16 protein-coding genes and 1 riboswitch are annotated in these 14,791 nt (G+C 39.1%); of the genes, 4 read left to right on the plus strand and 12 right to left on the minus strand.

Annotated features, from left to right (window positions below; genetic code table 11):
* Positions 1 to 117: 117 nt before the first annotated feature.
* A riboswitch (cobalamin riboswitch) is annotated at positions 118 to 319 on the minus strand.
* Positions 320 to 376: 57 nt separating this feature from the next.
* From ABE65_RS14520 to ABE65_RS14570, 11 genes are all read right to left on the minus strand, one after another.
* Positions 377 to 1,162 (minus strand): 3-hydroxybutyrate dehydrogenase, encoded by a 786-nt coding sequence (locus tag ABE65_RS14520; RefSeq protein ID WP_066396335.1) that lies wholly within the window; start codon positions 1,160 to 1,162, stop codon positions 377 to 379.
* A 29-nt stretch (positions 1,163 to 1,191) separates the two neighbouring features.
* Complete coding sequence (locus tag ABE65_RS14525) at positions 1,192 to 2,586, minus strand: GntP family permease (RefSeq protein WP_066396338.1); 1,395 nt, start codon at positions 2,584 to 2,586, stop codon at positions 1,192 to 1,194.
* Positions 2,587 to 2,898: 312 nt separating this feature from the next.
* The gene (locus ABE65_RS14530; protein ID WP_066396340.1) at positions 2,899 to 4,266 is read right to left on the minus strand and encodes a sigma-54 interaction domain-containing protein; all 1,368 of its coding nucleotides are present in this window, start codon (positions 4,264 to 4,266) and stop codon (positions 2,899 to 2,901) included.
* A 97-nt stretch (positions 4,267 to 4,363) separates the two neighbouring features.
* The gene (locus ABE65_RS14535) at positions 4,364 to 5,104 is read right to left on the minus strand and encodes a class I SAM-dependent DNA methyltransferase (RefSeq protein ID WP_066396342.1); all 741 of its coding nucleotides are present in this window, start codon (positions 5,102 to 5,104) and stop codon (positions 4,364 to 4,366) included.
* On the minus strand, positions 5,105 to 5,473 hold the full coding sequence (rsfS, locus tag ABE65_RS14540; protein ID WP_066396344.1) for a ribosome silencing factor: 369 nt from the start codon (positions 5,471 to 5,473) through the stop codon (positions 5,105 to 5,107).
* A complete protein-coding gene (yqeK, locus tag ABE65_RS14545) occupies positions 5,470 to 6,060 on the minus strand; it encodes a bis(5'-nucleosyl)-tetraphosphatase (symmetrical) YqeK (protein WP_066396345.1) in 591 nt (196 codons plus the stop codon). Before yqeK ends, rsfS begins: the two co-directional genes overlap by 4 nt.
* Positions 6,047 to 6,631 (minus strand): nicotinate-nucleotide adenylyltransferase, encoded by a 585-nt coding sequence (locus ABE65_RS14550; RefSeq protein ID WP_066396351.1) that lies wholly within the window; start codon positions 6,629 to 6,631, stop codon positions 6,047 to 6,049. Before ABE65_RS14550 ends, yqeK begins: the two co-directional genes overlap by 14 nt.
* Positions 6,632 to 6,644: 13 nt before the next feature.
* Positions 6,645 to 6,935 (minus strand): ribosome assembly RNA-binding protein YhbY, encoded by a 291-nt coding sequence (yhbY, locus tag ABE65_RS14555; RefSeq protein ID WP_066396353.1) that lies wholly within the window; start codon positions 6,933 to 6,935, stop codon positions 6,645 to 6,647.
* Positions 6,936 to 6,937: 2 nt separating this feature from the next.
* Positions 6,938 to 7,765, minus strand: coding sequence for a shikimate dehydrogenase (gene aroE, locus ABE65_RS14560; protein WP_066396356.1), 828 nt, complete (start codon positions 7,763 to 7,765; stop codon positions 6,938 to 6,940).
* 16 nt (positions 7,766 to 7,781) lie between these two features.
* Positions 7,782 to 8,885 (minus strand): ribosome biogenesis GTPase YqeH, encoded by a 1,104-nt coding sequence (gene yqeH / locus ABE65_RS14565; RefSeq protein WP_156499255.1) that lies wholly within the window; start codon positions 8,883 to 8,885, stop codon positions 7,782 to 7,784.
* The gene (locus ABE65_RS14570; protein WP_066396361.1) at positions 8,882 to 9,397 is read right to left on the minus strand and encodes a YqeG family HAD IIIA-type phosphatase; all 516 of its coding nucleotides are present in this window, start codon (positions 9,395 to 9,397) and stop codon (positions 8,882 to 8,884) included. The genes yqeH and ABE65_RS14570 overlap by 4 nt, the downstream gene beginning before the upstream one ends.
* Positions 9,398 to 9,889: 492 nt before the next feature.
* Between ABE65_RS14570 and ABE65_RS14575 the strand changes: the two genes are divergently transcribed.
* The gene (locus ABE65_RS14575) at positions 9,890 to 10,033 is read left to right on the plus strand and encodes a sporulation histidine kinase inhibitor Sda (protein WP_066400209.1); all 144 of its coding nucleotides are present in this window, start codon (positions 9,890 to 9,892) and stop codon (positions 10,031 to 10,033) included.
* Between the two features lie 16 nt (positions 10,034 to 10,049).
* Here the strand turns inward: ABE65_RS14575 and ABE65_RS14580 are convergent, their stop codons facing one another.
* Positions 10,050 to 10,460, minus strand: coding sequence for a hypothetical protein (locus ABE65_RS14580; RefSeq protein ID WP_066396362.1), 411 nt, complete (start codon positions 10,458 to 10,460; stop codon positions 10,050 to 10,052).
* 179 nt (positions 10,461 to 10,639) lie between these two features.
* On the opposite strand from ABE65_RS14580, the gene ABE65_RS14585 reads away from it, so the two are divergent.
* From ABE65_RS14585 to ABE65_RS14595, 3 genes are read left to right on the plus strand one after another with little or no spacing between them, the layout of a single operon-like run.
* Entirely contained in the window at positions 10,640 to 12,985 is a 2,346-nt protein-coding gene (locus tag ABE65_RS14585) for a Na+/H+ antiporter subunit A (protein WP_066396365.1), read from the plus strand.
* Complete coding sequence (locus tag ABE65_RS14590; RefSeq protein WP_066396371.1) at positions 12,985 to 13,323, plus strand: Na(+)/H(+) antiporter subunit C; 339 nt, start codon at positions 12,985 to 12,987, stop codon at positions 13,321 to 13,323. The genes ABE65_RS14585 and ABE65_RS14590 overlap by 1 nt, the downstream gene beginning before the upstream one ends.
* Positions 13,313 to 14,791 (plus strand): Na+/H+ antiporter subunit D, encoded by a 1,479-nt coding sequence (locus ABE65_RS14595; RefSeq protein ID WP_066396373.1) that lies wholly within the window; start codon positions 13,313 to 13,315, stop codon positions 14,789 to 14,791. Before ABE65_RS14590 ends, ABE65_RS14595 begins: the two co-directional genes overlap by 11 nt.

A 14,791-nucleotide genomic window follows, 5' to 3' on the forward strand; every position in this document is an offset into this window, starting at 1 on the left:
TAGGTCATAATAAAAACCCTCTTCCATCAGGAAGAGGGTTTCAAGAATCACATGTATTTTGCTAGATGATAGTTAGCATAAAACAGCGGCAGTTCTTTCTCCCAATCCCCGAGGAAAAGAAAATAGGAGTCTTCAGGCAGGTCTACTGGCTTTTGCTTCTTCCTACTTTGGGCCTTCCCATACAGCAGTCATTTTATTAACTGATCTGTACAGTGGCTATTCCATTTCGTCCACAATTACAGTTGCGGGGACAGCTTCGGCATTGAACCGAATTCCCTTTTAAGCCGGATGTTCCGGCACCTGAATTCTCCATATATAGTTTTGTATTATCTACTTTGACACTAAATATAGTGAATGTCAATAACTTCTCTATTCTTTATTGCGAAACATAGCCGCCGTCGATCACAATCGCTTGCCCTGTAACACCCTTCGCATTCTCACTAGAAAGAAAGAGTGTGTAATCTGCTATTTCTTGAACATCTAACAATCTTTTTTGAGGAACAAGTGGATAGATCACTTCTTCCAGAACTTTCTCTAACTCAACGTTTCTTGTTTTCGCCAGATCTTCTAATTGTCCTCTTACAAGTGGTGTATCAACATAACCAGGGCAAACCGCATTTACCGTTATTCCATGTGGCGCACCTTCTAAAGCGGCCACTTTCGTTAGTCCGATAACGCCATGCTTTGCACTATTGTATGCGGATTTTCCGGCAAAACCTACAAGTCCATTGATTGAGGCCATATTTATGATACGTCCGAACCCTTGTTTTTTCATGATTGGAAAGACATGTTTTGTCGCTATGAATGGAGCTGTCAGCATAACATTGATCAACTGTTGAAACTTCTCTGTTGGAAACTCTTCGAGTGGCGACACGAACTGCAATCCTGCATTGTTGATCAGCACATCGATACGACCATAGTGCTTCAATGTTTCATCCAATGCTTCTGTTAACTCATTTTCTTGTGTCACATTACAGCCGATTCCAATCGCATCTAGATCAGCTTGCACGAGCGATTGTGCAGAATCCTTGGCACGCTCAGGATCTAGATCACTGATTGCTACTTTAGCTCCTTGTTCTGCGAATGCTTTTGCTAACTGTAAGCCGATCCCACTTGCTGCTCCTGTAATAAAAACCACTTTTCCCTCAACGAACGCTCTCATAAAATGCTTACTCCTTTCTATGAAATTGGTTATACGATCCCAAGTCCGTAATAAAGACCAATAATAACAAATACGGCAATCGTCTTAATAATAGTCATCGCAAAAATGTCAATATACGCTTGTTTATGGGTCAATCCTGTAACAGCTAACAACGTAATAACAGCACCGTTGTGAGGAAGTGTATCCATTCCACCACTCGCCATAGAAGCAACACGGTGAAGTACTTCTGGATCGATTCCTAGTTTGTCAGCCTGTGCGATATACGTTTCACTCATCGTTGCGAGCGCGATACTCATTCCACCAGAAGCTGATCCTGTAATACCAGCTAATGTTGTAGTCGTAACCGCTTCATTGATCAACGGATCTTTAATCGTATTCGACATCGCGGAATTTACAGCAGTAAAGCCTGGTAGTGCTGCGATAACACCACCAAACCCATACTCAGATGCTGTGTTTAGTGTTGCAAGCAACGCTCCACCGATCGATAGATTAATTCCTTTATTAAAGTTGTTTTTAATTCTCTTGAACGAGAACAAAAGAACGGTAACGATACCTATGATCAAAGCACCTTCGACTGCCCATACTGCAGCTAAAGATGGAATTTGTATCTCAGGTACATTCTTCATTCCAATCGCAGAAAAATCGAACGTCTTTCCGTAATATTTCGGAATCAAAACAGTGAACCATTTATTGAACACGCCAACCAAAATAAGAGGAAGAATCGCTATAAAGGCATTAGGCAGATTTTCTGAATCCATTTTCTCAGGTTCGTTGCTATGTCCTGTTCCGTAACCTTCTCCTTTTGCAGCCGCTTGTCTACGTCTCCATTCCAGATAGATCATACCTGTGATGAAAACAAACATTCCCCCGATAAACCCGAGCCAAGGTGCAGCCCACGTTGTTGTACCAAAGAAAGAGGTTGGGATAATATTTTGTATCTGTGGACTCCCAGGAAAAGCATCCATCGTAAATGTAAAAGCACCTAGTGCGATCGTACCTGGGATAAGTCTTTTAGGAATATCCGCAAGCTTAAATAGTTCAGATGCAAATGGATAGAGTGCAAAAGCAACAACAAACAATGATACTCCACCATAAGTCAATATCGCACCAACGAGTACGATCGCAAGCATCGCTCTTGCAGGTCCGATTAGTTTGATAACGAACTGAGTGATTGATTTCGCAAAGCCTGACATTTCAATAACTTTTCCGAAGATGGCTCCTAGTAGAAAGACCGGAAAATAAAGTTTGATGAAGCCGACCATCTTCTCCATAAATACACCTGAGAAGAAAGGTAGTACGTGACCAGGTTCAGTAAGCAATACAGCAAACAATGCAGCGATTGGTGCAAATAGAATAACGCTGAATCCTCTGTAAGCTACGAACATTAAAAAGAATAATGCTAATAAAATAATAATAATGTCCATTTCATATTCCCCCATTCTATCAATTTAACATTTTTGAAGCGCTTTCATTTTTTTAGCATCATCACCTTTCCAAATCGGTTACACCCTGTAAATTATTTGCAAGTTTTATGCCAACATCAAAAGGTATAAGATGTAAGCTAGAAAATTTAGATTTTCCGTAAAAACGGAAATTAATAAAACGTTACAAAGATTATTTGACTATAGAAAACCACATTAAGCGGACCGGGCTTGATACGTCAGATTATAATTAACAAAATGAAACATTCCGAAAAAACGGAAGTTCTTTCCGGTTTTTCGGAAAATCAGAGTACCTTATCGAATGTTATATTTTTTTATCTTATCATATAGATTCGTCTTTCCGATGCCTAGATGTTTAGCGACACGCATAATATCTCCGTTCATCGTCTCCAAGTAGTATGAGATCACATTTTTCTCAGTTTCTTGAATGTGTTCTTTTAAGGTCAGCTGCTTTCTATTGATTCCAAGTTTTTCTTTTAAAAAATCAGGAAAAACATCTAACGATAATCGGTCACTATGTGTAAGCTGGATGGCTGCTTCTACGAAGTTTTTTAGCTCTCTAGCATTTCCTGGCCAGCTGTAGGCTAAGAATGCTTCTTTTACATCGTCATCAATACTTAGTATCCGTTTACCAGTTTCAGCACAGTTCAAGCGGATAAAGTTTTCAGCGAGTGGCCAGATATCTTCTTTCCTATCACGAAGTGGTGGGATTTGAATTTGAAGAACATTTATACGATAGAACAAGTCTTCACGAAACTTATTTTCATTGATTAATCTCTCTAATGGGCGATTTGTAGCAGCGATCACCCGAACATTTACTTTTTGCGTATGTACTGAACCTACTGGCTCTACTTCTTTTTCTTGAAGAACACGCAACAGTTTTATTTGCATGCTTTGAGGAAGATCGCCAATCTCATCTAAGAATAAAGTTCCACCGTCTGCAAGCTGAAACTTACCTAGTTTTCCACCTTTTTTTGCACCTGTAAATGCCCCTTCAGAGTAGCCGAAGAGTTCAGATTCAAACAGATGCTCAGGAACCGCTCCGCAATTTAGTTTGATGAAAGGCTTTCCACTTCTTTCACTTAATTGGTGGATACTATGGGCTAGCAACTCTTTTCCTGTACCACTCTCCCCACGGATCAATACTGATAGATCCCCACTGGCAATATTCTTCACATGCTTCTTTACTTTTTGAACTTCTGTTGAAGTACCGGCAAAGTCGTTCAATGTATAAGAAGCTCCATTTATTTCTTCCCACTCTTTTTTATAGAAATTGAGTTCATGAAGGAGCGCTTTTATGTGAGAGTTCATCTTTTTCCATTGTTCTGTATCTCTAAATATTACGGTTCCAACAGCTCCAATTACTTTTCCATCATTTAGAATTGGTATACGGTTTGCTATCATGTAGTTGCCTCTAATGAACTGAAGATCCGCAATCTCAACTTTTCCTTGTAAAACGTCTCTGTGCATTTTTGTATTTTCAATAACCTTAGTAACATGCTTTCCTATTACTTCTTTAGGGTTTTCGCCTAGAAACTCGCAGTACGTTTTATTCATGTATCGGACGATTCCTTCGTGATCAACAACGACTATCCACTCGTAAGCACTATCGATGATCGTCTCTAGAATGTTGTTTTTGAACAATGGATCTTGATCAAACATGTATATCACCTAATTCTCTAGAAAAGTAATCATTCTTATGTGTAATTGTAACGCTTCCTAATAAAAAAGACAGCACCTAGGCTGCCTTCTCATGATTTTATTTTTTTCTCGCGACAAATAAGATTCGTTCACTTTCTTCGGTAGGCTCTGTTCCTTTGAAATCGGCTGAGATATCTAAGTGTTCAAATCCACACTCTTTTAACCAATTACAATAGTCCTCGATGGCGAATGTTCTTTGTGTATGCAGTTCATCATATCGCTCGTATCGTTCTCCGTTTTGCATGAAGAAGGATAGGTCATGTTCCACACTGTTTTCAAGCTCACCTTGATAGCATTGCCATATGTAAGATAGCTTTTCATCATTACTTCCAAATGTTTGTCCGATAAAGATTTCATTGATCTTATGTATGGAATGAACATCGAAAAGAAGGAGTCCTCCTGTTTTCAGGTGGTTACCAGCTGAAAGAAATGTACGTTTTACATCTTCTTCCGTCAAGATATAATTCAGCGAGTCACATAATATCGTTACACAATCAAAGACACCTAGTCCTTCTAACTCTCGCATATCTTGCTGAAAAAGGTTCAGTTTCACTTTTTCGAGTTCGGCTTTCTCTTTGGCGACCATCAACATGTCTGTTGAAAGATCCACCCCTGTAACATCAAAGCCTTCTTTAGCAAGTAGAACCGTCATCGATCCCGTCCCACAACCTACATCTAAAAACCGCTTTCCATTTTCTAAATGCTTTGAGGCGGATGTTTTAACAAAGTTAAGCCATTCATCGTATGGAGCGTCCTCCATCAACTCATCGTATAGATAGGCAAATCGCTGATAACTCATCTATATGTTTTGTTGTGGGGCAATAATAGCATCTACATCAATCTTATTCGCGTCTCCCCATAATTTCTCAAGATTATAATAGCTGCGATCATCGCGATGGAATACATGAACGACGATGTTTGCCAGATCGATTAAAACCCATCTTGCATGGTCAAAACCTTCCATTCTGCGAATTTGAATATCATTCTCTAAGGCAACATCTTTTAGTTCTCTTGCAATCGCTTGAACTTGTTTTTCAGAATTACCATGACAGATAACAAAGTAATCCGCTACAAGTGAAATTCCTTCCATATCTAAAACAGCAATGTTTTCTGCTCTTTTATCATCAGCGGTCTTTACGACCAATTCCATAAGCTCTTTTACGTTCATCCAGTGCACTCCTTCTCTTTTTTTAGTTTAATCTCTTGAAGCAATCCATTGTACGCTTCAAACGTGAGTGGATAGATCTTTTGATTCTGTTTCATTAGAAAAGCAATCGTGTTCCGAACTGCCATCAAACAAGCTTGATCAAGATCATTCTCTGCCATCTCTCTGACACTTTCCACACCCGGGAAATTACGGTTCGGTTCTATGTAATCTGCTAAGAATATTACCTTCTCAAGCAGAGTCATCGCTCCGTTACCCGTTGTATGGTAATAGATCGCACGCAGTATGGCTTCATCCGTTATTCCCACTTCTTTTTTCACTAAATATGCTCCGACCGGCGCATGCAATACTTCATTACCATAGTGTAACAAGTCTTGTGAAAGTCTCTCGCTTCGTACGATCTCTCTCATCTCTTCCTTTGGTCGAAATTTAGCATAATCATGAAATATGGCAGCAATTTCAGCTTTTTTAAGATCTACACCATATTTTTTAGCTAAAACAAGACTTGCCTCTTCCACTCCTAAGGTATGGATGTAACGATGCTCTGTGAGCTGTTTTTTCACAATTTCTAATGCTTTATTTCGTTCCATAAAGGTGGTTCTCCTTTATATGATTCCAAACCTGATCTGAAACATAGTAACGAATATTCTGACCAGCGCGTGACCGATTACGTATAAACGATGACGAGATCTCAATAATAGGTACTTCTACACGTTTTACCCGATACCTCTCCCAATGATGGTCAACCGCATACCCCGCACGACCGACACCTGCAAAATCAACAAGGTTCTTTAACTCATCAATTTTATGCCAGTCGCTTAAGGAATGAACCATGTCTCCACCCATAATAAAAGTGAAGTTTACAGAAGGGTATTTTTCTTTTAGAAGACGTATCGTATCAATAGTATATGAAGGTCCACTTCTCTCAAATTCAAGCAATGAAAGGGAAAACTGCTCATTGTTACCAATCGCTTTTTGCACCATTTCTATGCGTATCTCATCAGAGACTTCATTGTCTTTTTCTTTATGAGGAGGTGCAGAAGAAGGCATCCACCATACTTCATCTAGGTGCAATTGAGTTAATGCTTCTTGAGCAATTAGCATATGTCCGATATGTGGTGGATTAAACGTACCTCCAAAAAGTCCTATTTCTTTATTCATTACATATCACTCCTTAAGGGAGTTGGATGCGTTTTTGATTGATCGATTCTTTGTAAAGTACGATCGTACTACCGATCACCTGAACTAACTCTGCTTTTGAACCAGAATAAAGCTGTGACGCTACTGTATCTTTATCATCTTCGCAGTTTTGAAGCACGCTAACTTTAATCAGCTCTCTCGCTTCTAGTGCTTCCTCAACCTGTTTGATTAAATTTGAATTCACTCCACCTTTACCAACCTGAAAAATAGGTTGAATGTGGTGTGCCTTAGATCTTAAAAAACGTTTTTGTTTACCTGTAAGCATAGTTACCTCCTAAGTTGTTCCATAACGACTTGTTTCATATTATTTGTATCAGGAAAAGTACCTGTCCACTTTTCAAATGCCATAGCTCCTTGCATGACGAGCATAGATACACCATTATCTGTTGTGGCGCCTTTTTTCTCTGCTTCCTTAAGCCACCTTGTGGTCAGTGGATTATACACGATATCACTTACCACTGCGTCTTTTTTTAGAGTGTTAAGTTTCAGCGGAATAGATTCCGTATCTGGATGCATACCCGCATTGGTCGTGTTGATCAATACATCAAAACGCGCAGTATCTTCTTCAGCTTGTTGTAAAGAAAAGCCTTCTATACGATCATCGTTCAAGTCTTTTAATAAAGATTGAAGACGTTCTTCTGAACGATTCGCTATCGCCAAATAGTTAGGAGCTTCCTTACTAAGGGCATAAGCGATAGATCGAGCAGCTCCACCCGCTCCGATCAATAGAACGTTCAACTCTGAAAGTGGCTTTTTGATCTTTTCTTTCAACCCTAATAAGAATCCCTTACCGTCTGTATTATACCCGATCAGCTTTCCATCTTTATTCACGACTGTGTTAACTGCGCCAATCTCTTTTGCTTCTTCATCAACCTCGTCTAAAAGAGGAAGAATAGCTACTTTATGAGGAATAGTAATGTTACATCCTGCATAGTTGCTTTCTTTTAGAAATTTAACGAATTTCTCCAATTCATCTGAAGGTACACGTTTTTTTTCATAGGTTCCCGTAATACCTGATTCCTGGAATGCCGCCGTTTGCATGACAGGTGACAAAGAATGATCGATTGGATCTCCGATGACAAGTGCTTTAATCATGATGAAAAATCTCTCCTTAGATTAAGGATGTTCGAACCGTTACTGCTACACCCTCTGGCGCATAAAAAGCGACCTTTGCACCAGCTTCTGGGAAAGTTACCCAGCCTAGTCCAGAGATCACAATATCTGTTTTGCTTTCCTTTATAACAAATTCATAGCGTTTAAGCTTCGGAAAGTTCTCGGTATCTTCAGGTGGAGCTAACATGTGTCCTAGATGTTTCTCATATAATTCGTCCGCTTTGTCGGTCTTCGTTCGATGGATATTCAAATGGTTTGAAAAATGGCATACAAATGACTGTTTGCCTCCCTTTATATAATCCATTCTTCCTAGTCCGCCAAAATACAGAGTCTGCAGCTCATTCAACTGAAACACCATAGGTTTGATCTCTTTTTTAGGCATGATGATGTTCAATTCTTTCTTTGAAACAAAATGCGCCATCTGGTGGTGATTAATGATTCCAGGCGTGTCGTACATGTGACTTCTTCCGTCGAGTGGAATATCAATGAGATCTAATGTTGTACCAGGAAAATGAGAAGTTGTGATTAAGTCAGCGGCTTCCTCGCCAAATTGTTTGATCAAACGGTTTATGAACGTAGATTTTCCTGTGTTCGTACACCCAACAACATATACGTCTTTTCCTTGACGGTAATAGTCGATAGATTCTGCCAATTCTTCAATACCATAACCTTTGTCAGCAGAGATCAATTTTACATCTATCGGTTTCAAGCCTAGCTCTTTTGCTTCCTTCTTCATCCAATGGATCACCTTGTTCGGATTCACTGATTTTGGAAGCAGATCGAGCTTGTTACCGACAAGAAGAATCGGATTGTTACCCGCGTAACGATGAAGTCCCGGTAACCAGCTTCCATTAAAATCAAAAATATCAACGATTTTAACAACTAGTGCATCTTCATCTCCAATACTTGAGACGATTTTACGATAATCATCATCTGTTAAACTTACGTCATGAATTTCATTATAGTGTTTTAAACGAAAACAGCGCTGGCAAATTGGCAGCTCTTTCGTCAGTGCCGAAAGAGGTGCGTATCCAAGCGCTTCTTTGTCTTCTGTTTGTATGGAAACTCCACAACCCACACATTTTACTTGTTCCAAACCTATTCCTCCCAATGCAGCATGCCTTTTCTTTTCATCCAAGACAAAATGATGCGTTCGATTTTTCTGTTAAACCTTGTCCAAAAACCATCACTGCTAGCCACTGGTACTACGAGTATAGTATGCAAACCTAATCGATTTCCACCAAGTACGTCAGTAAGAAGCTGATCTCCAATCACAACAACTTGTTCATTTTTCAGCTTCATATCTTTCAAAGCACGTTTGAAAGCTTTGGTCATTGGTTTTCTAGCACTATAGATAAAAGGGATACCCACAGGATCTGAGAAGCTCTTTACTCTATGTTGTGTATTGTTTGAAACAATTGTGATCAAAATACCTTTTTCTTTAATAGAAGTAAACCACTCGATCAATTCTGGAGTCGCTTCAGGTCGGTCCCATTCCACAAGCGTATTATCTAAGTCTGTAATAATACCTTTTACTCCACGCTCAACTAACATTTCCGGTGTGATGTCCAATATATTTTGAACATGTTGATCCGGTAAAAAATGTTTTAACATTCTAGCACCTCTTCACGTTTCCTTTTCAACGTATCTATTTTACCAGTAATGAAAGGAAGTACAAACGATTTTTCTGCAATACCTGTCATTATCTATAAATATCAATAGCATCCCATAAGGTTTTTCTTCTAAATCAAAGTTTTTGCAAGACCTCACTACGAATTTATTATAAATAGTTTAGAAAAACAAAAAGTTTTCGACAATTTGTTCCCCTACTCAAAATGTGGATAATCTTATTCACATTATTCCCCTAAGTATGAGTTATCTTTCTAAAAGATGTTAACACTTTACCCACAACTTATCCACCAAACACTGTGGATAAACGAACGGTTGTTCCTTTTTACAATACATGGTAAGCTTCAAAGTACATAAAGCAAGTACATAAATCATGAACTTACCATCCTATTCATTCCATATGAATGTAGAATACTTTTTTATTATTATTTTTATCAAAAGCAGGAGGTGACCATGCCGCTTCGTAAGGGCTATATTATGGAAAAACTTTCAGACGACCTGTTGATTGAATCCTACTTAAAAGCTAGAGAATTGAAACTTAGTCAGGACTTTATTCTACTTATAAAAAAAGAGATTGACAGAAGATCTCTTCATGCAAGATTACAGCAAGTTTTAATGTAGAGCGTAAATATACGCTCTATTTTTTTGTGGCCAGCTCTCTTTCAACTTTACGATATTCTTCTGGATTGAAAGTTATTTCAATAGGAATTTTCCACTGTTCTTCCCATGTTTGTTTATACTTTTTACTTAATAAGTCTGCCTTTTTATAATGATAAGACTTCATCTGTATCGCTACTACGTATTTCCCTTCTTTCTTTACAACCACTGCACGTTTAATAAATTTATCTTTTTTTATTTCACGTTTCATCTGTTCAGCAAGTGAAGATGCAGTTGAAACTCCTGCTTCAGAAAGACTAATGTGCTTTCGATAATATTCTCTTGGTAGAAACTCAGGGCTCGACTCATCTTTTTTATAAATCGAATCATTAAAACAGCCAGTTAGTTGAAACAAAACCAATAGTATTCCGTATGTATGTAGTAGTCTCATTTTCAATCACCTCTCAAATAGGTTAGGTATTTTTTGGGAAGGATATTCAAGAGATGCAAAATCAATCTGATTTGAGAGTTTCTGTTTGGTAAAGTATTTGCTAAAAAGGAAAGGTTTTGCTTACAATGTAATGGACTATGACGATTATTTTTGGGTTTTAAGGAGGTTTACCGGTACTCATGTTGCATATCTACATACTCTTACCTTTTTTAGCAGCCTTGTTAATTGGATTTGCTGCTAAAAAAGTAGACCGGATACATACTGGTTGGTTTGTTCTGCCTGTTCCAGCCGTGCTTTTTATCCTGTTTATCTCAAAACTGCCAACATTGGCTGAAGGGAAAATTGTTCAAAGCATTGCGAATTGGATTCCATCTCTCGACATCCAATTAAGTTTTTATCTAGATGGGCTTAGCATGCTTTTTTCACTTTTAATAACAGGAATCGGATCACTAGTCGTTCTTTATTCGATCTTTTATCTATCGAAAAAAGAACAGCTCGTTCATTTCTATGTTTATTTACTATTATTTATGGGATCGATGCTGGGTGTCGTTCTATCTGACAACGTGTTCGTGCTCTATACTTTCTGGGAATTCACAAGTATTTCTTCCTTTCTATTGATTGGGTTTTGGTTCTATCGTGAACGTTCCACGTATGGTGCACAAAAGTCGATGCTTGTAACGGTTTTTGGCGGTCTAGCTATGCTAGGGGCTCTTATTCTGCTATCCATTACAGCCGAAACGAATAGCATACGAGAGATGATCGCTAATCGGTCTGACATCATAGAGAGTGATTTATTTATTCCAATCTTAATATTGTTACTGATTGGTGCCTTTACAAAATCGGCACAGTTTCCATTTCACAGCTGGCTTCCAGATGCGATGGAAGCACCGACTCCAGTCAGTGCTTACCTTCACTCTGCAACGATGGTTAAAGCAGGAATATATCTTGTCGCGAGGTTCTCTCTCATCTTTAGTGGAACAGATGTATTTTTTATCATCGTTTCGGGAGTGGGGCTGATTACACTTTGTTTAGGATCTATTCTCGCGTCTCGCCAGACTGATCTGAAGGGGATCTTAGCTTATTCAACGATCAGCCAGCTTGGTATGATAATGACGATGCTCGGCTTTGGTACTGGTATCGCAACACTTGCAGCGATCTTTCACATCTTTAACCACGCTACCTTTAAAGGCAGCTTGTTTATGATAGCAGGTATTGTTGATCATGAGACAGGTACGAGGGATATTAGAAGACTTGGCGGACTTTATACATTTATGCCGATCTCAGCTACTCTAGCATTCTTTGGAGCATTCTCCATGGCTGGCGTCCCGCTTCCGATCTTCAATGGATTTTTAAGTAAAGAAATGTTTTTTGATTCATCATTAAAATTAGAGCAGACGAGCGGTTTTGCTGGAACGTTTGCAGAGTGGATTCCGTGGCTAGCCGTAATCGGAAGTATCTTCACATTCGTTTATTCTATGTATTTAGTATTCGGCACTTTTACAGGTAAAGCCAAGTTGGATCAACTTGAGAAAAAGCCTCATGAAGCGCCGATCGGTATGCTCATTTCTCCGATTATCCTTATTGGGTTTGTCGTTTTGATTGGATTATTGCCAAACTTGATCAATGAGTCGTTACTTGCACCCGCAGTTGGATCAGTAACGGGGGACTTTGCTTTAACTCACTTAGCATTTTGGCATGGTTTTGATAACACACCTTTGCATATGTCATTGATTGTTGTAGTGATTGGAACTATTCTTGTACTTACGCTAAAAAGATGGCAGCCGATCTATAATAGAGTACCTGGAAAGTTTTCAACGGATCGTATATATCAGTCTATCGTAAACGGCCTATTGAGTTTCTCAAGTAAATTTACGAAGTTCTATATGACGGGTTCATTGCGATTGTATACATCCATTATTCTTGTATTCTTGGTCCTGGCTACCTCAATCTTTATATATGTTACAGACGGATTTAAAATAGCTTTCGATGATCTAGCACCGGTAACTTGGCCAGAGGTTTTAGTCGGTTTTGTTATGGCTGTTGCTGCTATTGCGACGATCTGGATGACACAGAGAATCGCTGCGATCATTGTAATCGGAGTTGTAGGATATGGTCTTTCCTTATTGTTCGTTTTTTTCCGAGCACCAGACCTCGCATTAACACAGCTTATCGTTGAGACTATAACGGTCGCTCTCTTCTTGCTATGTTTTGCGCATCTTCCAAAGTTGAAAAAATCGGACAAGAAACCTTCTGAAAAACTTGTTGATTTTGTAATTGCAGCTTCAACGGGAGCACTTTTAACTATTGTAGCGATCTCTGCTCATAGCTCTAAATATTTTGACAGCATCTCGAAATATTTTGTAGATAATTCTTATAAGCTTGGCGGTGGAGACAATATCGTCAACGTTATCCTTGTTGACTTTCGTGGACTAGATACTTTATTCGAAATTGCAGTACTTGGTCTAGCTGCTCTAGGCATTTATGCCATGATAAAATACCGGGATAAAGGAGACATGAACCACTAATGGAAATTCTTATGTCTATACTTGCCGGAACGTTATTTGCAGCCGGCGTTTATCTTATACTTCAGAAACAGTTACTAAAAATTGTACTTGGTACAGCGCTTTTATCACATGGGGCTCACTTGTTTATCTTAACGATGGGTAAATTAAACCGTGGTAAACCTCCTATTTTAATAGAGGGGGTCAAGAACTATACAGACCCTCTCCCTCAAGCGCTAATACTGACATCTATTGTTATTAGTTTTGGGGTTACGAGCTTTCTACTTGTACTGGCTTATCGAACCTATCAAAGCAACAAGACAGATATGATGGATCAGCTAAGGGGAACAGATGATGAGTAATTTAGTATTCTTGCCAATATTTATACCTTTGTTTTTCGGAGCTTTGCTTGTTTTCTTTAATAAGAAACAAAAGGCAACGGTTAACCTTTCATTTCTAGTGGTCTTGTTAAGTTTCGGTGTATCGCTCTACTTAAGTTATCATGTATTTTCGAACGGACCCCTCACCTTGGAAACTGGGGGTTGGAAAGCACCATACGGAATTATCCTTGTAGCTGACAAGCTGTCCGTCATCATGATACTTGCTGTAAATGTGATCGCTTTAACTGCCGCGATCTTTGCACTTTCTTCCGTTACGGAAAAAATGGTAGAGCACTATTTTTACCCTTTGTTCTTCTTACTGATCGCTGGGGTGAGTGGTGCATTCTTAACAGGTGATCTATTCAACCTGTTCGTGTTCTTTGAAGTGTTGTTAATGGCATCCTATGGACTGATCATTATTGGAGGTTCTAAGCATCAGTTTCGAGAATCAGTAAAGTACATCTTACTAAATTTATTTTCGTCTATTCTATTTGTTACTACGGTAGCCTTCCTATACTCTGTTACGGGTACTGTAAATATGGCGCAACTCGGGGAACGTGTTGGCCAAGTTGAGCAACAAGGTATCTTGACCGGAATAGGGATATTACTATTTATTGTTTTCGCGACAAAAGGTGCTCTATTTCCATTGTATTTTTGGCTTCCTAAATCGTATATCGTACCGTCACCTATCGTTTCTGCATTGTTTGGTGCATTATTGACCAAAGTTGGTGTGTACTCAATGCTCAGAGTCTTCACACTCATTTTTTCACACAAACTTGAGCTGACACACACTTTTTTCATTTGGATCGCTACGATTACGATGATTATAGGAGTCATTGGTGCGCTTTCTACATCTAATGTGAAATTGATCATTGCTTACAATATCATGCCAGCGATCGGCTTTATGCTTCTCGGTATAGGAACATTCTCAGCAGAATCACTTGCAGGGACGATCTACTATCTTGTTCATGATATGGCGATTAAAGCCGCTTTATTTTTCCTTGCCGGCCTACTTGTTTGGCATGCTGGAACTTCTAACCTAAAAAAGATGGGCGGATATATAAAAACCGCACCACTTATGGGTTGGATGTTCTTTGTTGCATCTCTTATATTAGCTGGAATCCCGCCTTTTAGTGGCTTTATTGGGAAATACCTTCTTTTAAGAGGTGCGATGGATGAAGGACATTATATTGCTGCTGGGGTCGGATTATTATCGAGTCTGTTAATCTTATTTTCTGTGATTCGCATCTTTATTGGGGCTTTCTGGGGTGAGCTAAAGGAAGAACCGAAACAACCTTTGAGAACTTCAGGATTAGCAGCGTCTGCGGTACTGATCGCGATCTCTATCTTGCTTGGTGTTGGAGCAGAATGGTTCTATCCGTATGTTCAGGCAGCAGCAGACAGTCTGATCGATCCGCAAATCTATATCGATTATGTATTAAAGGAGTAA

It is taken from the genome of Fictibacillus phosphorivorans, assembly GCF_001629705.1.
In the GTDB taxonomy this organism is placed as follows: Bacteria; Bacillota; Bacilli; order Bacillales; family Fictibacillaceae; genus Fictibacillus; species Fictibacillus phosphorivorans_A.